Raw genomic sequence first — 20541 nt, forward strand, 5'->3', positions numbered from 1 at the left:
GTCGGTGGGGTCGCCGGATCGGGCGAGGAGGAGGGCGGGGGCGAGGCTGGCGCGACGGCCCGGCACGGCCCGGCGGGTGAGGACGCGCGTCCGGCCGGGCGCAGGCGCGGTTTCAGCGACCCGCAGGGTGGTTAGCCACACAGCATGGACATCAGCGGTGCGACGGCCGCCCCGCGCGCGGAGGGGACCTGGGGCTCGCTCCCGGCCCTGCGCCCGGGGCTGCGGATCCTTACCGAGACCCTGGACCGGATCGACGGACTCGAGCGGCTCGACCAGCTCGACCCCCTGGCGGACCGGCTGCGCCCGTTCGTGCGTTCACTGCCGCTCGGCGCGGTCCGGGAGGGACTGCGCGGCGGATGGCTGGGCTACTCGGCCCATCCCGCGTTGGTGCAGATCCCGATCGGCTGCTGGACCTCGGCCGCCGTGCTGGACCTCGTGCCGGGCGAGCGCCGCGCCGCGACCCTGCTGGTCGCGCTGGGGTTCCTCGGCGCGCTGCCGACGGAGTTGGCCGGCTGGGTCGACTGGGCCGAGCTGCCCACTGCCGAGGAGCGCCGCGTTGGCTTGGTGCACGCCGCCGCGGGTGCCACGGCGACGGCGCTCTACGGCCTCTCCTGGACCGCGCGCCTGCGTGGGCGCTCGGGGCGTGGCCGCGTGCTCGGCTTCGCGGGGCTTGCGGTGGTCACCGTCGCGGGCATGATCGGCGGCCACCTGGCTCACGGAGGGTCAGTCGACGCCGCCTGACGGGGGCGACGTCGTCGCCGGGCTGTCGGTGGTGGCGGTTGTGGTCGTGGTTGTAGTGGTGGCCGAGGCCGAGGCCGAGGTCGTGTCGGTCGCGGCCTCGGCACCCGACTCGTCCGTCGTGGGCGCGGCGAGGAAGCGTGTGATGCCCAGGGCGACCCCGAAGGCGGCCAGTTCACGCCAGGCCGGTGCGGAGAGCCGGGCCGCGTCCGCGGTGTTGCGCATGTTGCCGCACTCGATGAAGACCGCGGGCACCTTCGACAGGTTCAGCCCGCCGAGGTCGGAGCGGACCATCAGGCCGGTTCCCCCGCCGAGGTAGGTGGCGAAGGGCTCGCCCGTCGCGGCCGCGTACGCGTCGCGCAGAGTCACGCCGAGGCTGCGCGAGGGCGCGACGATCGGGCGGGTGTCGGCTGCGCCGGCGACGACCTCGGCAGGCAGGATCACGTGGAAGCCGTAGCCCTCGGGAGCCGCCCCGTCGGCGTGCAGGGCCACCACGGCGTCCGCGTGGGCGGCGTTGCCGATCGCGGCGCGCTCGGTGACGCACGGCCCCCAGGGCCGGTCGCCGTCCTGCGTGAGGACCACCCGCGCGCCCTCGGCGAGCAGCAGCACCCGCACCCGGCGGGCCAGGTCGAGGGTGAACTGGGCCTCGCTGTAACCCGCGTCGGTCGACGTGCCGGTGGTGTTGCAGGGTTTGAGGCCGTTGCCCACGTCCACAAGGCGGTTGATCTCGTCCAGGTGGTCGGTGTTGCCGGGGTTGTGGCCGGGGTCGAGGACGACGGTGCGCCCGGCGAGGGGCAGCAGCGGCAGGCCGCGCGGGACCGCCGCCCGGCTGGGTGCGCTTGGGCCGAGCGCCCCTGCGCCGAGGACGGCCGGCATCGCGAGCGCCGAGACCACCGAGATCGCCGCCAGGCCGGTTGCCCGCATGCCCGCACCTCCCACGGTCCGTGGACAGACCTGTTCTGCCTCGTTCACGGCAGCACACCGTTCGGGCCTGCCGGACGTGGTGCGTCGGCGTGCCGCGGCCGGACCACCCTGACGGCGGCACGGGCGCCGGGCAGCGGAGGTCCCGGTCAGGGGCGGCTCAGCAGTGGTGGGTGATGCGGGCGACCAGGTCGCACCAGCCGGATTCGAGCTCCTCGGCGGTTCGGCCGCGGTTGGTCAGCAGGTGGTTCACGAAGGCCGGATCCAGCGTGCCGAGCAGGGTCTCGGTCAGCAGCTCCACGTCGCCCTCGACCTGTGCCCTGCGCAGCAGCATCGAGACGTGGCGGGCGCGGACCTTGCGCGGCGGGGCGCCGTAGCGGGCGGAGGCCTGCTGGTCGGCCTCCAGGTAGAGGTTCATGTCGGCGGCCAGACGCCGCAGCGACTCCACGCCGAAGGCTTCCAGGCGCGTCACGGGATCGGCGTCGGGCCCCAGCGGCGGCGGTCCGAACATGAAGGCGTTCTGGAACTCGCGCTCCGTCTGGTCCAGCACCGCGAAGAGCAGCCCGACCCGGTCGCCGAAGCGTCGGAACACGGTGCCCTTGCCCACGCAGGCCGCGGTCGCGACGGCGTCCATCGTCAGATGCTCGGCACCCTGTTCCCGGATGAGGGCGGCGGCGGCCTCGAGCAGCTTGGCCCGGTTGCGCGCGGCGTCGGCACGCTCGGTCGGGTCCTGGTCGTAGAGCGGGAGCACGGCTCGCCCCTCGGCGGGTCGCGCCTCGGGGCTGAGCGAAATGGGCTCGGAGGGCGGGGTCATGTCTCCAGCGTAGCGCCCGGACGGAATAAATGGACCGTGGTCCGCTTTTATGCTAGACATAAAACGGACCACGGTCCGCTAGTCGCGGGCCACCGGCCCGCGCAGACCTCACAACACTTCGCACAGACCCACCTCTCGGGAGATCCCAATGTCCGTCCGCATCGTCGCCCTTGTCGGCAGCCTCCGCGCCGGCTCGCACAACCGGCAGCTCGCCGAGGCCGCCGTGAAGCTGGCGCCGGAGGGCGCCGAGGTGTCCATCCTCGAGGGCCTGGCCGACATCCCGTTCTACAACGAGGACATCGACGTCGAGGGCTCGGTCCCGGCCGCCGCCACCGCGGTGCGCGAGGCTGTCGCCGCCGCCGACGCCGTCATCCTCTTCTCGCCCGAGTACAACGGCACCATCCCGGCCGTGCTCAAGAACGCCATCGACTGGCTGTCCCGCCCCTACGGCGGCGGCGCGCTGACCGGCAAGCCGGTCGCCGTGGTCGGCACCGCCTACGGCCAGTTCGGCGGCGTCTGGGCCCAGGACGAGGCCCGCAAGGCCGCCGGCATCGCCGGCGCCAAGGTCCTCGAGGACGTCAAGCTCTCCGTCCCCGGTTCGGTCGTGCGCTTCGCGGAGACCCACCCCGTCGACGACGAGGAGGTCGCGGCCCAGCTCGTCGCCGTCCTCGGCCAGATCTCTGTCGCCGCCGCGGCCTGATCGCGTCGTTCCACCACCGCCGCCCCGTCGGCGGCAACCGGCCCCGTCCCTCCCGCGTGCGAGGGGCGGGGCCGGTTGCCGTGCCACCGCGCCGGGGCAGGGGCAGGGGAGCCGGGCTGTGCCGAGCGCGTAATCCCGGATTCGACGGCGAACCGGCGCTACTGTTCGGACCATGCGCTATGTGATCGTCGGGGCGGGCGCCGTGGGCGGCGCGATGGGTGGGCGGCTGGCCCAGAGCGGGCACGAGGTCGCGCTGGTGGCGCGCGGCGCGCACCTGGACGCGCTGCGCACCGACGGACTGCGCCTGGTCACGCCGCAGGGCACCGAGCGCATGCGGATCCCCGCCTACGCCCACCATGAGGACCTGGGCCCGCTGCGCCCCGACGACGTGCTCGTGCTCGCCGTCAAGTCGCAGGACACCGAGGCCGTCCTGCGCGACTGGGCGCGGGCCGCCGTCAGCGGCGGCGGCACGGCCGGCGAGACGCTGCCCGTCGTCTGCGCGCAGAACGGCGTGGCCAACGAGGGCGCCGCGCTGCGTTACTTCGCCGACGTGGTCGGCATGTGCGTGTGGCTGCCCGCCACCCACCTGCAGCCCGGCACCGTCGTCACCCACTGCGCGCCGCTCTCGGGAATCCTGACGCTGGGAGGCTTCACGAGCGCGGCGGACCGCTTCGCGGCGCGCATCGCGGCGGACCTGAAGGACAGCATGTTCGACGCGCCCGTGGTCCCCGACGTGATGCGCTGGAAGTACGGCAAGCTCCTCAACAACCTCGCCAACGCGCTGGAGGCCCTGGTGGGCCGCGAGGGCATCCCGAACGCCGCCGACCTGTGGCAGATCGTCCGCGCCGAGGGTGTCGCCGTGCTGGACGCCGCCGGGATCGCCTACTCGACGGAGGAGGAGCGTCAGGCCGTGCAGGGCGGGCGGATGGGCGTCGTGCCGATCCCGGACGTGGTCCGGGCCGGCGGCTCGACCTGGCAGAGCCTCACCCGCGGCGGCGGGGTCGAGGTGGACTTCCTCAACGGCGAGATCTCCATGCTGGGCCGCCTCCACGGTGTGCCGACCCCCGCCAACGACCTTGTCCGCCGCGAGGTGATCCGCCTCGCCGCGGAGGGCCTGCCGCCCGGCAGCGCGGCCCCGGCGGAGCTGCGCTCCGAGCTGGCGAGGACGGCGCGGTGACTACGCGCCCGCGGCGCTGACCCGGTAGGAGGTCCCGTCCGCGGAACGGGTCAGGAAGCCGTTCTCGACGAGGTAGCGGCGCAGCGCCGCGCAGTCGTCCCAGTACTGCTTGAGAGCGATGTTGACCTCGGGCTCGGAGTAGGAGACGCCCCGCTCGAAGGCCCGGTCGGTGAGGTGGGCGAGCACCGCGAGCCGGCGCGCAGGACGCGTCGGCATCTCGGTCAGCCGCCCGTCCTTGAACAACTGCGCCACCTCGGACGCCTCCGTCCGCGCGGGTCCGCGCATCGCCTCGGCGAACGCCTCCGTACGGGCGTGGACCCGCCCCTCCCTGGCCTCCACCAGCCCCACCTGCTCCAACCGCGCCCCATGCCGCCCGAGCGCGGCGGCTTCGACGCCTTCCTCCCCGGCGAGTACGACGCGGGCGAAGGCCACCAACCGGTCCCGGTCGGAAAGCGCGGAGGCCAGGGGAGCGAGCAGAGCGATATCAGGCATGCCCCTCAGGCTAGGGAGACCCGAAGGACGGACGCGAACCCTTTTCCTCGCCCGAACGCGCCCCCCGCCCGAACCTGCCCCCCGCGCGCGACACGGGCACGCCCGTTTCGGGGCACCCCGCGTGCGGTCCGGGTTCCGCGCGTGGCGCTTGAGGTCGGGCGGCCGGCCGGCGCACAGCTCTGAACCCGCGCGGCAGTGCTGGGCTGCCTCCGGCTCCCCGGAGGGAGCGGCGCTCAGCGCGGATTGGGGGTCTCGTTGTTGGGGTTGGGGCGACGTATGCGGTCGACGAAGCCGAGGACCTCGTCGGCGGTGGGCCAGCGGCCGGAGGTGAGGCGGCCGGGTTCGCCGCGGTGGGGGTCCGCGCCCTCCGCCGTGGGCTCAGGGCGGGCCCAGTGTCGGAGCGCGTCCGCCTCCTGCGTGCACTCGTCGCTCAGGCGCGACACCTCGTCCTCCGAGAAGCGGTGCTGGCGGTCCTGGACCGCCCACCGCAGCTCCTCCGCCGCGTGCGTGATCTGCTCGGCGCGGGCGCGCAGCTCCGGCAGCTTGGCGTCGACGCGGGAGGCCTCGGGCTCGTGCTCCAGGGCGCGCAACTGCACGTCCAACTCGGCGCCGTGCGCCTCCAGGCGCTTCAGCAGCTGGAGCGACTCGCCGACCTGCGCGTCCTGGGAGACGGCGGACTCCAGCGCCTGGCGCGTGCCCTCGAGCGCGCCGCGCAGGCGCAGGCGGACCGAGGCGATCCGGCCCGGAGGGCCGGGGTTGGTGTAGGCACGGGCCTTCAGTGCCATGTTCTCGGCCTTCGCGCCGACGGCGCGAGCCGCCTTGACCGTGCCCACCACGACGAGCGCACCGATCCCGAGCAGCACGAACAGGACCAGCAGAACCACGATGACCAGGGGACCCATCACCGGTCAGCCTCCTCGCTCCCGCCCAGACCAGAGAACTCCACGGTAGCCGCTGGACCGGACGATGAGCTCGTTCGCAGGGACGAGACCGGGCAACATCGGGGATCACTCCAGGGACGTTTGAGGGAGAACCCTGAGATCACCCTGAACTACTCCGCTGGATCGCCTGGCTCAGCCGGTGGCGATCCGCTTCGCCCAGCGCATGTCCGGCTTGCCGGTCGGCGTGCGTTCGATGCCCGGCACGAGGTGCAGGCGGCGCGGGACCTTGTAGCCGGCGACGTGGTCACGGCAGTGCGCCTGGAGCGCGTCCAGGGTCAGCTCGGCCGAGCCGTCGCGCTGGTGGACCAGGGCGACCACGGTCTCGCCCCAGCGCTCGTCGGGCGCGCCGACGACCACGGTGTCGTAGACGGCCGGATGGGACTTGATCGCGGATTCGACCTCCTCGGGGAAGACCTTCTCGCCGCCGGTGTTGATGCAGGACGAGCCGCGTCCGAGCAGCGTGATCCGGCCGTCCTCCTCGCGCCGGGCCCAGTCGCCGGGGACCGCGTAGCGGGTGCCGTCGGGCGCGGTGCGGAAGACCTCGGCGCTCTTGACCGGGTCCCCGAGGTAGCGCAGCGGGATGTTGCCGCGGCGGGCGAGCCTGCCCGCGACGCCCGGTGGCAGCGGGTTGAGCTCGTCGTCGACGACCTCGGAGTCACCGATGGGGCGGGTGGTGACCGTCCCCTGTCCCTCCTTCTCGTCGGCGCTCCAGTGGGCGACGCCGCCCGCCCCGCCCTCGGAGGAGCCGACGGCGTCGCTGAGGTAGAGGGTGGGGAAGCGCTCCAGGAAGCGGCGCTTGACCGGCGCGGAGAACAGCGCCGCACTGCTGACCAGGCCGAACATCGAGGTCAGGTCGTAGGCCCCGGCCTCCGGTCGGTCCAGCGCCTCGACCAGCGGGCGGCCCATGGCGTCGCCGGTGATCATCACGACCTGGATCGCCTCGCTGCCGACCAGCTGCCACACCCGCTCGGGCACGAACCGGTCGATCAGCACCGCCCGGTTGCCCTTGAAGAGCTGCTGCATCAGTCCCCACTGGGTGGCGCCGTGCATCAGCGGCGCGATCGGGAAGAAGGTCATCGGGTTGGCGTACCCGCTGGTCACGATCTCCTCGGGGGTGGCCATCCGATGGCCGTTGGTGACGTCGATGCCGCCGCCGAGTGCGAAGAAGACGTCCTCCTGCCGCCAGACCACGCCCTTGGGCAGGCCCGTCGTGCCGCCGGTGAACAGCAGGTAGTGGTCGTCGGGCGAGCGCGGCGGGAAGTCGCGCCGCGGCCCGCCGGAGGCGAGGGCCTTCTCGTACGGGACGGCCTGCGGCACCGGGCCCGCGGGCGGGGCCGCGCCGTCGTCGATGACGATCAGGTGCCGCAGGCCGGGCAGGCCGGGCAGCACCTCCGCCACGCGGTCGGCATAGCGCTCCTGATAGATCAGCGCGGCGGGCTCGGCCATGCCCAGCAGGTAGGCCAGTTCGTCCGTCACGTAGCGGTAGTTGACGTTGACGCAGACCGCGCGGACCTTGCAGATCGCGAGCAGGGACTCGACCCATGCCACGCAGTTCAGCGCGTAGACGCCGATGCGGTCTCCGGGGCCGAGACCGGCCTCCTGGAGGTGGTGGGCGAGACGGTTGGCCCGTTCGTCCAACTCGGCGAAGGTGCGCCGGTGGACGGCGGTGCCCTCGGCGGAGGCGCAGCTGATCGCCTCGCGCTCGGGGTAGTGGTCAACCGCTTGCTCGAACAGATCGGCCAGGTTGAATTCCATGGCCGGAGAGTAGGAGCGGTTCGAGCAGAACTCCAGGCTTCCGACGGTTCGAACTTGGTCTTGGCCGCGCGTACTTGATTTTGGAAGCGGCACTTGAAAACCCGTCAGCAAGACTGCAACCTGTTCTAGATCTGAGCGGGATTCGGTTGCTGCGGCATGCGGAGGCGGCCCCATGGCAGGCACAGAACATCTGATCATCGAAAGGCACGGCGCGACGCTCGTCCTGACGCTGAACCGCCCCGAGGCCAAGAACGCGTTCTCGATACCGATGCTGGTGGGATTGCACGACGCGTGGATCGAGGCGGACGCCGACGACGATGTCCGGTCCATTGTGCTGACCGGCGCCGGCGGGGCCTTCTGTGCCGGAATGGATCTGAAAGCGCTGGCCGGCGGCGGATTCGCGCAGGACGATCCCTACCGCGCGCGGCTCGCGGCCGATCCGGATCTGCACTGGAAGGCGATGCTGCGTCAGTACCGTCCGCGGAAGCCGGTCATCGCCGCCGTCGAGGGCGTCTGCGTGGCGGGCGGGACGGAGGTCCTCCAGGCCACCGACATCCGTGTGGCCGCGGAGTCGGCCTCCTTCGGCCTCTTCGAGGTGCGGCGCGGCCTCTTCCCGGTGGGCGGCTCGACCGTCCGCCTGGCCCGGCAGATCCCGCACACCCACGCCCTGGAGATGCTGCTCACGGGCCGCCGCTACAGCGCGGCCGAGGCACGCGACATCGGCCTCGTCGGCAGCGTCGTCCCCGACGGCACCGCCCTCAAGCGCGCGCTCGAACTCGCCGAGGCCGTCAACGAGGCCGCGCCGCTGGCCGTCGAGGCGGTCAAGCGCTCGGTCTACGAGACCGCGGCGCTCAGCGAGGAGGAAGGGCTCAAGCGCGAACTGGAGATCGGCTGGCCGATCTTCGCCACCGAGGACGCCAAGGAGGGCCCCCGCGCCTTCGCCGAGAAGCGCGCGCCGGTCTACCGCAGGCGATAGGCCCCGCGCGAGTCCGGCGCCCGCGACCGGTCTGCGTGGTCGGCCGACGCGGCGGTCTGCGTGGTCGGCCTGCGGGGTCTGCCGACGTGGTCGGCACCGAGCTCCGCTCCGCCCCGCTCCGTTCCAGCCCGCATCGTGAAAGATCCCGAAAGCACGCGAAAGGACGTACCGCCATGCCCCCCGAGGTGCTGAGCGCACCGCTGATCGTCGAGTTCCCGTTCACCCGCTCCACCGGCCCCGTGCTCGGCGCCTTCCTCACCGGGCTGCGCGAGCGCGTCGTGCTCGGGGCGCGTGGCAGCGACGGGCGGGTGCTGTGTCCGCCCGCCGAGTACGACCCCGTCACTGCGGCGGAGCTCACCGAGCTCGTCCCGCTCGGACAGCTCGGCACCGTGACCACCTGGGCCTGGAACGAACGACCGCGCCCCTACCAGCCATTGGACACCCCCTTCGCCTGGGTGCTGGTCCGCCTCGACGGCGCGGACACCGCGCTGCTGCACGCGCTCGACGCGCCGCGCGACGCCGTGCGCACCGGCATGCGCGTCGCCATCCGCTGGGCCGAGGAGCGCAGCGGCGCCATCACCGACATCGCCTGCTTCGAGCCCGCGCCCGAGGCGGCCGACGCCCCGGACACGGCCCAGCGGCCCCGAGCGGAGGGCTCCGCATGACCACGGCCGCCGAACTCCTGGCCGGCATCCCCGGCCTCGCGGGCGTCGAGCCCGTGACCCGGGTGACCATCCCGGCCCGGCTGGAGTACACCTACAGCCCCGGCAGCGCCCAGACGCGCTTCCTCACCGCACTGCCGCAGAAGCGGCTGCTCGCGGAGCGCTGCCCGCAGTGCACCCGTGTCTACGTGCCGCCCCGCGGCGCCTGCCCCACCTGCGGCATCGCCACCCCGGAGCAGCTGGAGCTGCCGCACACCGGCACCGTCACCACCTTCTGCATCGTCAACATCGCCGCCAAGGGCCTGGATGTCGAAGTGCCCTACTGCTACGCCTACGTGCTCCTCGACGGCGCACACGTCGGCCTGCACGCCCGCATCGGCGACACCCCCTACGCCGACGTCCGGATCGGGCAGCGCGTCGAAGCCGTCTGGGACGAACGACGCCTCGGCCCGAGCCTTGCCTCGATCAGCCACTTCCGTCCCACCGGCGAGCCCGACGCCGACCCCGAGAGCTACCGGAGGTGGATGTGAGCAGCCCCGCCCAACCGGCCACCCACCCGGCCGCGCACTCGGCGGCCCGCACCGGCGGCCGGGACGTCGCCGTCGTCGCCTTCGCCCAAAGCAGCCACACCCGGCGCACCGACCAGCTCTCCGAGGTCGAGCTCGTCATGCCCGTCCTCCACGACGTACTCAAGCAGACGGGACTGACAGCCAACCGGATCGGGTTCACCTGCTCCGGCAGCAGCGACTACCTCGCGGGCCGCGCCTTCTCCTTCACCATGGCGCTCGACGGCGTCGGCGCCTGGCCGCCGATCTCCGAGTCCCATGTCGAGATGGACGGCGCGTGGGCCCTGTACGAGGCATGGGTCAAGCTGCAGACCGGCGAGGCCGACACCGCCCTCGTCTACTCCTACGGAAAGTCCTCGCCCGGCAGCGTGCGCGACGTGCTCACCCGGCAGCTCGACCCCTACACCCTCGCCCCGTTGTGGCCCGACTCGATCGCGCTGGCCGCCCTCCAGGCCCAGGCGCTGATCGACGCCGGCCTCACCGACGAGCGCGGCCTCGCGCGCACGGCCGTGCGCAGCCGCCGCGCCGCCACCGGCAACCCGCACGCCCAGCTGCGCGGCAGCGCCGACGTCGACGAGTTGCTGCGGCGGCCCTACGAGGTCGAGCCGCTGCGCCGCCACGACTGCCCGCCGATCAGCGACGGCGCGGCTGCGGTGATCCTCGCCGCCGGCGACACGGCACGGGCCCTGAACGCCAACCCCGCCTGGATCCGCGGCATCGACCACCGGATCGAGGCCCATCAGCCGGGCGTGCGCGACCTCACCGAGTCGCCGTCCACCCGCCTCGCCGCGAGCGCGGCCGGGGCGTTCGACGCGCCGCTCGACGCGGCGGAACTGCACGCGCCGTTCACCGCCCAGGAGATCGTGCTGCGGCGCGCCCTCGACCTCGACGACCGTGTCCCGGTCAACCGCTCCGGCGGACCGCTGGCGGCCAACCCGGTCATGGCGGCCGGGCTGATCCGCATCGGCGAGGCCGCCGCCCTGATCCACCGGGGCGAGGCCGACCGGGTGCTCGCCCACGCCACCTCGGGGCCCTGCCTTCAGCAGAACCTGGTGGCCGTCCTCGAAAGCGCCCGCGGCACCGGGGGAGGAACGCGATGAGCAAGCAGCCCGTGGCCGTCGTCGGGGTCGGCCAGACCAAGCACGTCGCCGCCCGCCAGGACGTCTCCATCGCCGGGCTCGTCCGCGAGGCGGCCGTCCGGGCGCTGGCCGACGCCGAGTTGGGCTGGGCCGACATCGACGCCGTGGTCGTCGGCAAGGCGCCGGACTTCTTCGAGGGCGTGATGATGCCGGAGCTCTACCTCGCCGAGGCCCTCGGCGCGGTGGGCAAGCCGATGCTGCGCGTCCACACGGCCGGGTCCGTCGGCGGCTCCACCGCGCTGGTCGCGGCGAACCTCGTCGCGGCCGGCGTGCACGGGACCGTGCTGACCGTCGCGTTCGAGAAGCAGTCCGAGTCCAACGCGATGTGGGGCCTGTCGCTGCCGGTTCCGTTCCAGCAGCCGCTGACCGCCGGGGCGGGCGGGTTCTTCGCTCCGCACGTGCGCGCCTACATGCGGCGCACCGGCGCGCCGGACGCCGTCGGCTCGATGGTGGCGTTCAAGGACCGCCGCAACGCGCTGAAGAACCCCTACGCGCACCTGCACGAGCACGATCTGACGCTGGAGCGGGTGCAGTCGTCGCCGATGCTCTGGGACCCGATCCGCTACTCGGAGACCTGTCCCTCCTCCGACGGCGCCTGCGCGCTGGTGCTGACGGGGGAGCGCGGCGCCGCCCGGACGCCCCGACCGCCGGCCTGGGTCCACGGCGGCGCGATGCGCAGCGAGCCGACCATCTTCGCGGGCAAGGACTACGTGAGTCCGCAGGCGGGCCGCGACTGCGCGGCGGACGTCTACCGGCAGGCGGGCGTCACCGACCCGCGACGCCAGCTCGACGCCGTGGAGATGTACGTGCCGTTCTCCTGGTACGAACCGATGTGGCTGGAGAACCTCGGCTTCGCCGACCAGGGTGAGGGGTGGAAGCTGGTCGAGGCCGGCGTCACCGAGATGGACGGCGACCTGCCGGTCAACCCCTCCGGCGGCGTGCTCTCCTCCAATCCGATCGGCGCCTCCGGCATGATCCGCTTCGCCGAGGCGGCGCTCCAGGTGCGCGGACTCGCGGGCGAGCACCAGATCGACGGCGCCCGCCGGGCCCTCGGCCACGCCTACGGCGGCGGTGCGCAGTTCTTCTCCATGTGGCTCGTCGGGAGTGACCGGCCGGACCGCTGATCCGCACCGCCGGAAACCGACCACTTGAACCGATCACTTGAACCGATCACCGGATCGCAGGGCCGAACCACCGCCCCTACCAGGCCGATCCGCCCGTTGTCACCCGCACGGGCGGATCGTGTCGAAGCCCTCTACCGCGAGCAGGCGCGGAGATTACAGTGGGATCAACTGACGGCGGGAGGAGCTCGACGTGGCAAGCGACGCATTCTTCGACGTGACCGCGGGGGCCGGGGTTTTCGCTCAGCGGGGCCCGATCGGGGTTGGCGTTGACGAGAGGAAACCCATGCTCGACCTGAGCGGGGCGGAGTGGCTGTCCAGCAGCCAGGGTGTGGGTGACGTGCAGGTGGCCTTCATCGACGGATACATCGCGATGCGCGACGGGCGCAGTCCCGAGGGGCCGTCGCTGATCTTCACTCCAGCGGAGTGGAACGCGTTCGTGCTCGGTGCTCGCGACGGCGAGTTCGATCTGACCTGAGCACGCAGTCCGCTGTCCGCGGCGGCAGCCCGCCGCGGACAGCGGGCGGCGACTCGTCTGAGGAGCGCCGCGTCGACCACCCCCACGGGGTCGACGCGGCGCCCAGCCCACTCGCACACGCCCCCACGCGGTGCCGAGCGGGCTCGCCCCCCGCGGCCGGCAGGCCGGGCGGACGAGATTTCTGGTGGGTGTTTCCGTCCCTTACCGGGTCCAGGTTCGCAGAAGGGACACACGCTCCGCAGGCGCACGGCCGAACCTGGGCCGATGCCGTCGGCGGAACGAGGGGCCCCCGGAGTGCTGCGCACCGGCACGGGGGATCCGTGGGGATCCACGTGCCGCCGAGGCGTCAGCGGCTCGGACAGCAGGCGTGACAAGCAGCCGACGCCACGCGCATGAGGTCGATGTGACCCCTGCTCACCAGTTGTGGCGATCTCTGCATGTGGCCGAACGTAATCGGAACGTGATCCGTTCGTCAACCTGATCTCGGCGTCCGGTACGTCCACCGACCATTCCGACCGCGACCCGCCACCCACCGGTCACGCGTTCGTCATCCGCGCGGGCACGTACGATGGCCTCATGGCTTTCCTTCGCCGCCGCTCCGGCACCCCCGCAGGCCCGGACTTCGATATTCTCGCGATGGATCCGGGCGACTGGCCGGGCGACTTCGGAGCCGTCCTGCTCAGTGATCCGGAGGACGGCAGCTGCCACGGCGTGCTGCTGCGATACGACCTCATGGGCGGCCGCGGACCGTCCATGATCATCGGCAATCTTCGGGCCGGCTCCGCCGCCCGCGAGCCTGAGGACGGCGTGCCGCTCGAGGTCCATCAGATGCTGGCCGTGGTGGGCAGCGAGGAGCCGGTCGAGGTCCTCGACAGCGAGGACTTCCCCGTCATGCTCGACGACGGCCTGCTGATCGTGAAGAAGTACAAGCTCAGCGAGGGCCGACTGGCCTGCGTCCAGTTCGGCCGCAGTGACGACGTGCTGGTCACCGTCGTCACCTGGGACCGCCCGGTCAGCGAGGACCTCTACAAGCTCCTCAAGCCCCTGCCCGCCGACATGTTCCAGGTCTGAGCGAAACGGCTGAGCCGACGATGTCCTTCCCCCGGGCCGACGAGGCCATGACCCGCCTGCCCCGCGTCGTCGATCTGCTCGCGGCCCGTGCCGACGAGCACGACCGTGAGGGCGCCTTCCCCTACCAGGGGATCGAGGAGGTCCATGCGGCCGGGCTGCTCACCCTGACCGTCTCGGCGGAGTACGGCGGAGCCGGCGCCGGCCTGGCCGAGACCGTCCACCTGCTCTCCGCGCTCGGCAGCGGCGACCCGTCCGTCGCCCTGCTGGCCGGGGACACCCTGCTCGCCCACGAGGCCCAGGCGCGCACCGGGCGCTGGCCGGTCGAGGCCTACCGCGCGCTGCTCACGGACTCGCGCCGCGGCCCCGCGCTGGTCGGCCTGCTGCCGCCGGGCGGGCCGGGCTCCGAGGCCGGGGCCGAGGTGACGGCCCAGCAGACGGCCGAGGGCTGGCAGTTGACCGGCCGTGAGCACGGTGTGCCGGGCGCGGAGGCGCTGGCCTGGCTGGTGGTCGCCGCGGACACGGAAGCGGACGCGGACACGGACACGGACGCGGAGGCGGAAGCGGTCGCAGGGACGGCCGAGGTCAACGGTGACGACACCGCCGCGGCGCACGGCCAGGCCGTCTTCCTGCTGCCGGGCGACACGCCCGGCCTGCTGGTCGAGCCGGGTTCGGAGCAGCTCGGCCTGCGCGCGGGCGCGAACCAGGACGTCCACTTCGAGAAGGTGCTGCTGGACGCGGCGTACCGCCTGCCGCCGCCCGACGCGCGGGACGAGGCGGGCCGCCGTCTCGCTGCTGCGGCGATCTGCCTCGGCATCGCCCGAGCCGCCCGGGCCTGGCTGGTCCGGCACGTCAAGGGGCTCTCCAAGCTGGATCGCGGTGCTCTGGAGCTCGAACTCATCGCGGCCGAGGAGCTGTTGACGGGCCTGGCCGTCGCCGTCGACGCGGCACGCCCCGGCGCGGACCGCCGCGCCCGCCTCCTCGCGCCTCGCGTCGCGGACCTGGCGCTCGCCGTCGTGCACCGCTCCGTCGCCCTCGCGGGGCCGGCCGGTCTCCATCGCACCGTCCCACTGGAGCGCCACCTGCGCGACGGCCTCACCACCCGTGCCCTGCTGCCGACGGGCGCTCCGCTGCTCCGCGCCGCCGCGGAGTCCTGAGGCGGCTCCGTTCCACCCGGCGGACCCCCGAGAGCAGTGGGCGACGACACCGCTCGGGGCGACGTCGCCACGTGCCGGACCTCGCTCGGGCGGGGCGGGCCGCCGGCGAGCACCGGTCGGTGGGCGGAGGTCGGCACGGTCGGCGCCTGCTCACCGCAACACGGAGCCGCTGACGAGCGCTTCGACCCGACCGGTTCGCCTCAGCGCGTTCCCACGGCGGCGCGAACCGCACGGCGGGCGAGGGAGGCGTCCTCGTGCAGGCGACGGATGAGGATGCGCTGCTCCTCGCCCGCGCCCGGGACGTCGTGCAGACGGATCTCCCGCATCAGCACCAGGATCAGGTTGATGAGGAACGCGTCGCGCCCCAGCGTGCCGGTGGACTGTGCGATCTGGCTGAGCTGCCGCCGGGCCCCGGTGTCGCCGGACAGGACCGTCCACAGCAGCGCGAGGTCGTAGCCCGGCAGGTACCAGCCGGCCTGCTCCCAGTCGACCAGGACGGGGCCGGAGGGCGCCAGCAGGACGTTGGTGAGCAGCGCGTCGCCGTGGCAGAACTGCCAGGGCTGGTGGGCCAAGCCGTGCAACAGCTGCTGCAGATCGCTGGTGTCACGGTCCGTCAGCAGGCCGAGGGCGTGGTACCGGGCGATCTCGCGGGTGTAGTCGAGCGGGCGGTCGAAGACGCCGGTCGGCGGACGCCACAGGTTGAGGGCGCGGATCGCGCCGACGATGGCACGCACCTCGCCCGGTGTGGGCGTGTCCGAGGGGTGGCGCTCACGCGCGGCCGGGCGGCCGGGGACGCGCTCCATCAGCAAGACGCAGCGGTCGGAGTCGGCGGCGACCAGCTTCGGCAGCCGGACCGGCGGACGGTGGCGCACGAAGGCGCGGTGCGCGGCGATCTCGCGCTGGAAGCGCTCCATGCCGTCGAGGTCCTCGCCGGGGCGCGCCAGGGCCTTCGCCACCACCGGGGTGCGGCCGGAGGTCCCCGCGATCAGCACGTGCCGACGGTCCTGGAGCAGCTGGCGCGGCACGAAGGCGGGAGCTATCCGCGAGATGTGGGCCAGCACGGCACGGACCTGGGGGGAGTGCTGCACAGGGCTCTCGGGGCGCGGCGCGGTGCCGGGGCGGGCGACCGCGGGCGCGGGGCGGCGCAGCTGTTGCGCGCCATGGTTGGGACGGGCGGAGGGCTGTCCGCCGGGCTCGCGCAACCGGGGGTCGAGCCCCAGGCCCGAACGTCGCCGGAGCGGAGCGGCGGGCGCGCCCTGCGGGCGGGCCACCGGTGCGGGGGAGAGAGCCGGTGAGTACATGGGTGCGTCCTGATCCCTTCGTCTGACCGGTGCTTCCGTCCGGTGCGTCCGGTGCCTCCGCCCGTCGGCCGGGGTCGGGCCGGCGGACGGATGCCTGGTCGGGGCGGCGGGCCGGCGCCACGCGGGCCGGAGCCCGGTCGGCGCACCCTGGGGAGTTGCGTCTCCCGGGCGAACCCTGGCGCGTGGCGACGGTTCGCCACCCCTTGCGCCACACCCGTTCCCGGAGCCATCGGCCGGGCGATTTCCCAGGTTGGGGTGGCGCACTCATACAACACACCTCACTGCCGGAAGCGGGACAGTTGGCGCACCCTGGCGAACCCTGGCGAATGCTCGCCTGGCACATGACGGGTGGTTAGTGTCGAAGTGCCGAGAACCTGGGGGCACGACGTGAACAGAGGACCGAACCACCAGCTCGCTGACCTTTTCGCCCTGACCGGATGGTCCAAGGGGGAGTTGGCGCGGCTGGTCAACCGCCGCGGTGCGCAGGCCGGACAGCAGCAGCTGTCGACCGACACCTCACGGGTGCGCCGATGGATGGAGCGCGGGGAGATCCCCCGCGACCCCGTCCCGCGCATCCTCGCGGCGCTGTTCAGCGAGCAGCTCGGCCGAGTAGTCACGCCTGAGGACCTCGGCTTCCACCGGGAACGGCCATCCGCTCAGGGCCCGCGCAAGAGCGAGCCCGACGGTTCCAGACCTGCACCAGGACAGACAGCCGCGGTCCTCACCGAGTTCACGGGAATGGACCTGATGCTGAATCGACGCGGACTGATGGGAGCGAGCACGGCTCTCGCTGCGGGGGCCGTCATCGCCAACCCCCTCTACGACTGGATGCGGTCCCCGACCGCGATCCCGCCGACGGACAGCTCGGCCGCGGTGGTCCGCAGCGCGTCGGCGCTGCCGGCCCTCGACTACTACGAGGCCGGTCCGGTGGGCGAGGACGAGGTCGTCGCGCTGGAGGAGTCGGTCGACGTCTTCCGCCGCTGGGACGCCGCGCGCGGCGGCGGGCTGCAACGCAAAGCTGTGGTCGGCCAGTTGAACGAGGTGGGCAGCATGCTCACCTACGACCACCCCGACCACCTGCGGCGGCGGCTGTGGAGCGTCGCGGCCAACCTCGCCGTGCTCGCCGGGTGGATGTCCCACGACGTGGGCCTGGAGCCCACCGCGCAGCGCTACTTCGTGATGGCGGTGCAGTCCGCCCGCGAGGCCGAGGACCGCCCGCGCGCCAGCGAGGCCCTGGCGCGCGCCGCGCGCCAGATGGTGCATCTGGGCCGCGCCGGCGACGCGCTGGACCTGATGCGCGTGGCGGACGCCGGCGCGGGCGAGGAGGCCCTGCCGCGCACCCGCGCCATGCTGCGCACCGTCGAGGCATGGGCGCACGCCTCGCTGGGCCGCACCCAGGCCACCCGCCGCACGCTCGGCGAGGCCGAGGACCTCTTCGCCCAGGACAGCGGCGAACCGGGGCCCAACTGGCTGCAGTTCTTCGACCTCGCGGACCTCCACGGGATGGAGGCGCTCACCTACCGAACCCTGGCCGACCACGACCCGAGCGCGGCCGCCCTGGCGCAACGCCACGCGCAGCTGGCGCTGCAACTGCGCGAGGGCGGGCACGACCGGTCCAAGCTGTTCGACCACATCTCCATGGCCTCGGCCTGCTTTCTGGCCAACAAGCCCGACGAGGCCCAGCGTTACGCGCAGCTCGCGCTCAGCTCCACGGGCGAGATGTCCTCGCACCGCACCTGGCACCGGCTGCGGCAGATGTACCGGCTGACCGCCCGCTACGACAAGATCCCCGAGGTGGCCCAGCTGCGGGCGCAGATCACCAAGGCGATGCCGCGCCAGTCCCGCCCGCAGATCATCTGAGCCGCCGTTCTGTTCCGCTTCGCGCGGACGGGTCGGCCGAGCCGGAGACGGGCAGGGCCGGGTCGGAGACGGGCGGCGGCGGAGCGCCTGCTACCGGGTGCGGACGGCGAGCCAGACGGCGTGGATGCAGCCGTTGTCGGTGAAGCGGGGCGCGCCCACGCAGTGGACCGGGCGGACGGTGCCGTCGGCGAGCTGCAGACGGAACTCGGCGTCCACGGGGCGTCCGTCGACGAGGGCGTCGGTGAGCAGCCGGGCGACGGCCCGACGGTCCTCGGGGTGGAGCGCGCCCGGAAGCTGGTCGAGGGTGAGCGCGCCGTCCTGCGGTGCGCGGGCGAAGATCCGGAACATCTCGTCGGACCAGGCGACCTCGTCGTGGACGAGGTCCCACTCCGCGTCGCCCAGGAGGACCGCCTCGGGAGCCGTTCCGTGGTCCGTTTCGTGGCCCGTTGCGGGGTCCGTGTCGGGGTCCGTCCTGGTCGGGCCGTCCAGCGCGCCGGTGAGGCGCTCCAGCTCGACCAGGTGGGAGCGGGCGTGGGCCAGCAGCGCGCGTTCGGCGCGGTCCTGGCCCTCGCCGTACTCCGTCTCCAGCCGTTCGCGCAGGGCCGAGACCTGCTGCGCGAGCGACGGAGGGGAAAGGTGGGGGTGCATGGCGTCCCGCAGAGGCCGGTGAGGTTCGTGAACGTGACGACTGTTGCACAGAGCGTGGCGCCCGGGGAGGGCTTTCGCCGAAGCTTGGCCAGATTTTGCATCCGGCATATGCCAGCGGTTCCTCGCCCGTGGTGGGCCCGTCGGGCGGCGTCGCAGGTGGCGGGGGTGGCGCGATTGGCGCGGAACGAATGGGGGCAGGTGCGCGGTAAGGGGTGCGGACGGTAGCATTCCGTGCTTCCGGTTGGCGGGCGTCGTCAGCCGGTGCCACAATCCCCCCGCGACCACCGTCGCGGACCCGAACCGACCCCTCGGTGCCGGGGCTGACTCACCAGGTCAACCGCCGCGCGCACCGAAATTCCATTGCCACCAGGACCGCCGCAACGGATGCTGACCTCATGTTCGAGCCCGCGATAGCGCCCAGCGCCTCCCTCCTCGGCCTGCTCCAGCGGGGTCGAGGGGACGGCACCCTGCACGCTCTGGCGGCCGAGCGTTCCGACGCGCTCGCCGCCCTGGAGGAGTGCGTCACCAGAGACCCCCGCCGTGACTGGCAGGTCGAGAACCGCTCCCTCTACTACGCGCGCCTCTTCATGGAGCTCGAGGCGCCGCTGGCGGGGCTGGAGGCGCACCTCTTCGACGCGTGGGACGAGCTGGACACCCGCGACAGCCGTACCGGGCTCACCCTCGCCGTGCTGGGCCGCCTCGGCGGCTACGGCCGCAGGGACGCGCTGCAACTGCTGCGCCGCTACGCCGCCGAGGGGTGCAACTGGGCCTGGGCCTTGGACGAGCTCGCGGTGCGCGACAGCGACGAGGGCTTGCGCGGGCTGGCGGACGCCGTCCTGGCCCGCTTTCCCGAGGGGCCGGAGGGCGACACCGAGCTGCGTGCCGCGATCCGCGACGCCTACGAGCCGCGTCCGTGGCACCTGTGGGCCGGCACACACCCGCGCGTGGCCGCCGCGACCGAGCGGGCCCCCTTCGACCTGTGGCAACGCCAGATGTCCCGGCCCCAGACGCCGGAGTGGAGCACAGAGGCCGTACTGGCCTGGGCGGACGCCGAGGCCGAGCCGTCACTCGGTGCGGGCGGCGGCGGAGGCGGGGTCCTCGCCGAGCGTCCGGAAGGACGCGCCACCCTGCGCCGTGCCGCCGCGGCAGCCCGCCTGCTGGGCGCCGTGGCCGGCCCCGCTGACCGCCCGGCGCTGCGCCTCGCGGCCGGCAGCGGACTCCCGGGCGCACGCTGTGCGGCGCTGCGCCACCTGTCCGAGGTGGACGACCCGGAGTTGCCGGGGCTGATGGAGCTCGCCGCCGACGACCTCTCCGAAGCGGTCGTGGACTTCGCCGTCGACACCCTCGGACGGATGCGCGGCGAGAGGATCCTCGTCCACGCCCGCGCCTGGGCCTCCCGCACCGACGGCAGCCGTCTCGCCGACGCCGCGGCCCGCCTCCTCGCCTGCGCGGGCGGCCCCGAGGACGCTCCGCTCGTGGTCGCCGCCCTGCATCGTGAGGTCTCCCGTTCCGGTCCGGACGGGGAGGCGCTCTTCGCCCTCGTCGAGGGCGTCGGCCGACTCGCGGCCGGGCAGGCCGTGTCCGTGCTGCGCCACATCTACGCCGAGACGGTCTGCTCACAGCTCCGCCTCGGCGCGGCACGCGGCCTCGCCGTCGTCGACCCGTACTTCGCCACGGGCGCGGCGGTCGAATGCCTGTGGGACTGCGAGGAGGCCACCCGCGAGCTCGCCGCCCGCCACGTCCGCACCAGCGGCAACGTCCGCGTCCTCGACCGCCTGCGCCGTCTCGCGGCTGATCCGGGCGAGGAGGCCGAGGTCCACGCGGCCGTCCGCGGCCGCCTGAGCGCGGGTTGACCCCGCGGGCACCCGCCGGCACCCGTCGGCAGTCCCGGACGGCCCTGCCGGCGCGGGGTGTGGAGCCGGGCGTTGGACGTCGGGTGTCGCGGTCCTGATCGGTCTCGTCGGCGGCGCGGGCGGTCGCGCTCGGGCTGACCCCGCGCGGCGCACGGTTCGCGGCTGACGGCCTGC

The 20541-nt window shown here is 73.5% G+C and carries 21 protein-coding genes; 13 read left to right on the forward strand and 8 right to left on the reverse strand.

Features of this window, described 5'->3' with window-relative positions; all coding sequences use genetic code 11:
• Window positions 1–144 precede the first annotated feature (144 nt).
• Entirely contained in the window at window positions 145–741 is a 597-nt protein-coding gene (locus TR50_RS09495) for a DUF2231 domain-containing protein (protein ID WP_052440873.1), read from the forward strand.
• Here TR50_RS09495 and TR50_RS09500 read toward each other — a convergent pair.
• Together TR50_RS09500 and TR50_RS09505 are read right to left on the reverse strand one after the other, a co-directional pair.
• Window positions 724–1662, reverse strand: a complete 939-nt coding sequence (locus tag TR50_RS09500) for an N-acetylmuramoyl-L-alanine amidase (RefSeq protein WP_052440874.1) — start codon at window positions 1660–1662, stop codon at window positions 724–726. The genes TR50_RS09495 and TR50_RS09500 overlap by 18 nt on opposite strands.
• 157 nt (window positions 1663–1819) lie before the next feature.
• Window positions 1820–2473 carry a TetR/AcrR family transcriptional regulator gene (locus TR50_RS09505; RefSeq protein WP_042417520.1) on the reverse strand — a complete coding sequence of 218 codons (654 nt, stop codon included), beginning with the start codon at window positions 2471–2473 and terminating at the stop codon, window positions 1820–1822.
• Between the two features lie 148 nt (window positions 2474–2621).
• On the opposite strand from TR50_RS09505, the gene TR50_RS09510 reads away from it, so the two are divergent.
• Both TR50_RS09510 and TR50_RS09515 read left to right on the forward strand, forming a co-directional pair.
• Window positions 2622–3173, forward strand: a complete 552-nt coding sequence (locus tag TR50_RS09510) for an NADPH-dependent FMN reductase (RefSeq protein ID WP_042417530.1) — start codon at window positions 2622–2624, stop codon at window positions 3171–3173.
• Window positions 3174–3345: 172 nt separating this feature from the next.
• The gene (locus tag TR50_RS09515; RefSeq protein ID WP_042417535.1) at window positions 3346–4350 is read left to right on the forward strand and encodes a ketopantoate reductase family protein; all 1005 of its coding nucleotides are present in this window, start codon (window positions 3346–3348) and stop codon (window positions 4348–4350) included.
• Here the strand turns inward: TR50_RS09515 and TR50_RS50070 are convergent, their stop codons facing one another.
• The 3 genes from TR50_RS50070 to TR50_RS09530 form a co-directional block, all read right to left on the reverse strand.
• Complete coding sequence (locus TR50_RS50070) at window positions 4351–4842, reverse strand: DUF2087 domain-containing protein (RefSeq protein WP_042417543.1); 492 nt, start codon at window positions 4840–4842, stop codon at window positions 4351–4353.
• Window positions 4843–5075: 233 nt separating this feature from the next.
• Window positions 5076–5747 carry a hypothetical protein gene (locus TR50_RS09525; protein WP_152648324.1) on the reverse strand — a complete coding sequence of 224 codons (672 nt, stop codon included), beginning with the start codon at window positions 5745–5747 and terminating at the stop codon, window positions 5076–5078.
• 168 nt (window positions 5748–5915) lie between these two features.
• Complete coding sequence (locus tag TR50_RS09530; protein WP_042417551.1) at window positions 5916–7538, reverse strand: acyl-CoA synthetase; 1623 nt, start codon at window positions 7536–7538, stop codon at window positions 5916–5918.
• Window positions 7539–7710: 172 nt separating this feature from the next.
• On the opposite strand from TR50_RS09530, the gene TR50_RS09535 reads away from it, so the two are divergent.
• The 6 genes from TR50_RS09535 to TR50_RS09555 all read left to right on the forward strand — a co-directional run bounded on the left by TR50_RS09535 (window position 7711) and on the right by TR50_RS09555 (window position 12480).
• Window positions 7711–8514: a crotonase/enoyl-CoA hydratase family protein gene (locus tag TR50_RS09535; protein ID WP_042417554.1), complete on the forward strand. Its 804-nt coding sequence runs from the start codon at window positions 7711–7713 to the stop codon at window positions 8512–8514.
• A 173-nt stretch (window positions 8515–8687) separates the two neighbouring features.
• Window positions 8688–9179 (forward strand): Zn-ribbon domain-containing OB-fold protein, encoded by a 492-nt coding sequence (locus tag TR50_RS50355; RefSeq protein ID WP_439654206.1) that lies wholly within the window; start codon window positions 8688–8690, stop codon window positions 9177–9179.
• Window positions 9176–9706 carry a Zn-ribbon domain-containing OB-fold protein gene (locus tag TR50_RS50360; protein WP_439654207.1) on the forward strand — a complete coding sequence of 177 codons (531 nt, stop codon included), beginning with the start codon at window positions 9176–9178 and terminating at the stop codon, window positions 9704–9706. The genes TR50_RS50355 and TR50_RS50360 overlap by 4 nt, the downstream gene beginning before the upstream one ends.
• The gene (locus TR50_RS09545; RefSeq protein ID WP_042417557.1) at window positions 9703–10842 is read left to right on the forward strand and encodes a thiolase family protein; all 1140 of its coding nucleotides are present in this window, start codon (window positions 9703–9705) and stop codon (window positions 10840–10842) included. The genes TR50_RS50360 and TR50_RS09545 overlap by 4 nt, the downstream gene beginning before the upstream one ends.
• Window positions 10839–12005 carry a thiolase family protein gene (locus tag TR50_RS09550; protein WP_042417561.1) on the forward strand — a complete coding sequence of 389 codons (1167 nt, stop codon included), beginning with the start codon at window positions 10839–10841 and terminating at the stop codon, window positions 12003–12005. The genes TR50_RS09545 and TR50_RS09550 overlap by 4 nt, the downstream gene beginning before the upstream one ends.
• Before the next feature lie 283 nt (window positions 12006–12288).
• The gene (locus TR50_RS09555; protein WP_042417807.1) at window positions 12289–12480 is read left to right on the forward strand and encodes a DUF397 domain-containing protein; all 192 of its coding nucleotides are present in this window, start codon (window positions 12289–12291) and stop codon (window positions 12478–12480) included.
• A gap of 346 nt (window positions 12481–12826) precedes the next feature.
• On the opposite strand, the gene TR50_RS50075 is transcribed toward TR50_RS09555, so the two are convergent.
• Window positions 12827–12919: a putative leader peptide gene (locus TR50_RS50075; protein WP_369405711.1), complete on the reverse strand. Its 93-nt coding sequence runs from the start codon at window positions 12917–12919 to the stop codon at window positions 12827–12829.
• Window positions 12920–13056: 137 nt separating this feature from the next.
• Here TR50_RS50075 and TR50_RS09560 point away from each other — a divergent pair, with 137 nt between their 5' ends.
• Together TR50_RS09560 and TR50_RS09565 are read left to right on the forward strand one after the other, a co-directional pair.
• Window positions 13057–13551 (forward strand): hypothetical protein, encoded by a 495-nt coding sequence (locus TR50_RS09560; RefSeq protein WP_042417564.1) that lies wholly within the window; start codon window positions 13057–13059, stop codon window positions 13549–13551.
• Between the two features lie 20 nt (window positions 13552–13571).
• Window positions 13572–14705 carry an acyl-CoA dehydrogenase family protein gene (locus tag TR50_RS09565; protein ID WP_042417568.1) on the forward strand — a complete coding sequence of 378 codons (1134 nt, stop codon included), beginning with the start codon at window positions 13572–13574 and terminating at the stop codon, window positions 14703–14705.
• Between the two features lie 200 nt (window positions 14706–14905).
• Here TR50_RS09565 and TR50_RS09570 read toward each other — a convergent pair whose 3' ends face one another.
• Window positions 14906–16006 carry an aminoglycoside phosphotransferase family protein gene (locus TR50_RS09570; protein WP_084700004.1) on the reverse strand — a complete coding sequence of 367 codons (1101 nt, stop codon included), beginning with the start codon at window positions 16004–16006 and terminating at the stop codon, window positions 14906–14908.
• A gap of 387 nt (window positions 16007–16393) precedes the next feature.
• Between TR50_RS09570 and TR50_RS09580 the strand changes: the two genes are divergently transcribed.
• Window positions 16394–17866, forward strand: a complete 1473-nt coding sequence (locus TR50_RS09580; protein WP_042417586.1) for a DNA-binding protein NsdB — start codon at window positions 16394–16396, stop codon at window positions 17864–17866.
• A 90-nt stretch (window positions 17867–17956) separates the two neighbouring features.
• Here the strand turns inward: TR50_RS09580 and TR50_RS09585 are convergent, their stop codons facing one another.
• Window positions 17957–18514 carry a PAS domain-containing protein gene (locus TR50_RS09585; RefSeq protein ID WP_052440875.1) on the reverse strand — a complete coding sequence of 186 codons (558 nt, stop codon included), beginning with the start codon at window positions 18512–18514 and terminating at the stop codon, window positions 17957–17959.
• Window positions 18515–18909: 395 nt separating this feature from the next.
• Here TR50_RS09585 and TR50_RS09590 point away from each other — a divergent pair, with 395 nt between their 5' ends.
• The gene (locus TR50_RS09590; RefSeq protein WP_042417588.1) at window positions 18910–20367 is read left to right on the forward strand and encodes a hypothetical protein; all 1458 of its coding nucleotides are present in this window, start codon (window positions 18910–18912) and stop codon (window positions 20365–20367) included.
• Window positions 20368–20541: the final 174 nt, after the last annotated feature.

The sequence above is a fragment of the Streptacidiphilus anmyonensis genome, assembly GCF_000787855.1.
Lineage (GTDB): Bacteria > Actinomycetota > Actinomycetes > Streptomycetales > Streptomycetaceae > Streptacidiphilus > Streptacidiphilus anmyonensis.

What these genes read in the sequence shown, in the direction of transcription:
- TR50_RS09495 (WP_052440873.1), top strand. Translation starts at nt 145, where the DNA reads ATGGACATCAGCGGTGCGACGGCCGCCCCGCGCGCGGAGGGGACCTGG.
- TR50_RS09555 (WP_042417807.1), top strand. Translation starts at nt 12,289, where the DNA reads ATGCTCGACCTGAGCGGGGCGGAGTGGCTGTCCAGCAGCCAGGGTGTG.
- TR50_RS09590 (WP_042417588.1), top strand. Translation starts at nt 18,910, where the DNA reads ATGTTCGAGCCCGCGATAGCGCCCAGCGCCTCCCTCCTCGGCCTGCTC.
- TR50_RS50360 (WP_439654207.1), top strand. Translation starts at nt 9,176, where the DNA reads ATGACCACGGCCGCCGAACTCCTGGCCGGCATCCCCGGCCTCGCGGGC.
- TR50_RS09515 (WP_042417535.1), top strand. Translation starts at nt 3,346, where the DNA reads ATGCGCTATGTGATCGTCGGGGCGGGCGCCGTGGGCGGCGCGATGGGT.
- TR50_RS50355 (WP_439654206.1), top strand. Translation starts at nt 8,688, where the DNA reads ATGCCCCCCGAGGTGCTGAGCGCACCGCTGATCGTCGAGTTCCCGTTC.
- TR50_RS09535 (WP_042417554.1), top strand. Translation starts at nt 7,711, where the DNA reads ATGGCAGGCACAGAACATCTGATCATCGAAAGGCACGGCGCGACGCTC.
- TR50_RS09505 (WP_042417520.1), bottom strand. Translation starts at nt 2,473, where the DNA reads ATGACCCCGCCCTCCGAGCCCATTTCGCTCAGCCCCGAGGCGCGACCC.
- TR50_RS09570 (WP_084700004.1), bottom strand. Translation starts at nt 16,006, where the DNA reads ATGTACTCACCGGCTCTCTCCCCCGCACCGGTGGCCCGCCCGCAGGGC.
- TR50_RS50075 (WP_369405711.1), bottom strand. Translation starts at nt 12,919, where the DNA reads ATGCAGAGATCGCCACAACTGGTGAGCAGGGGTCACATCGACCTCATG.
- TR50_RS09500 (WP_052440874.1), bottom strand. Translation starts at nt 1,662, where the DNA reads ATGCGGGCAACCGGCCTGGCGGCGATCTCGGTGGTCTCGGCGCTCGCG.
- TR50_RS09510 (WP_042417530.1), top strand. Translation starts at nt 2,622, where the DNA reads ATGTCCGTCCGCATCGTCGCCCTTGTCGGCAGCCTCCGCGCCGGCTCG.
- TR50_RS09560 (WP_042417564.1), top strand. Translation starts at nt 13,057, where the DNA reads ATGGCTTTCCTTCGCCGCCGCTCCGGCACCCCCGCAGGCCCGGACTTC.
- TR50_RS09585 (WP_052440875.1), bottom strand. Translation starts at nt 18,514, where the DNA reads ATGCACCCCCACCTTTCCCCTCCGTCGCTCGCGCAGCAGGTCTCGGCC.
- TR50_RS50070 (WP_042417543.1), bottom strand. Translation starts at nt 4,842, where the DNA reads ATGCCTGATATCGCTCTGCTCGCTCCCCTGGCCTCCGCGCTTTCCGAC.
- TR50_RS09565 (WP_042417568.1), top strand. Translation starts at nt 13,572, where the DNA reads ATGTCCTTCCCCCGGGCCGACGAGGCCATGACCCGCCTGCCCCGCGTC.
- TR50_RS09550 (WP_042417561.1), top strand. Translation starts at nt 10,839, where the DNA reads ATGAGCAAGCAGCCCGTGGCCGTCGTCGGGGTCGGCCAGACCAAGCAC.
- TR50_RS09530 (WP_042417551.1), bottom strand. Translation starts at nt 7,538, where the DNA reads ATGGAATTCAACCTGGCCGATCTGTTCGAGCAAGCGGTTGACCACTAC.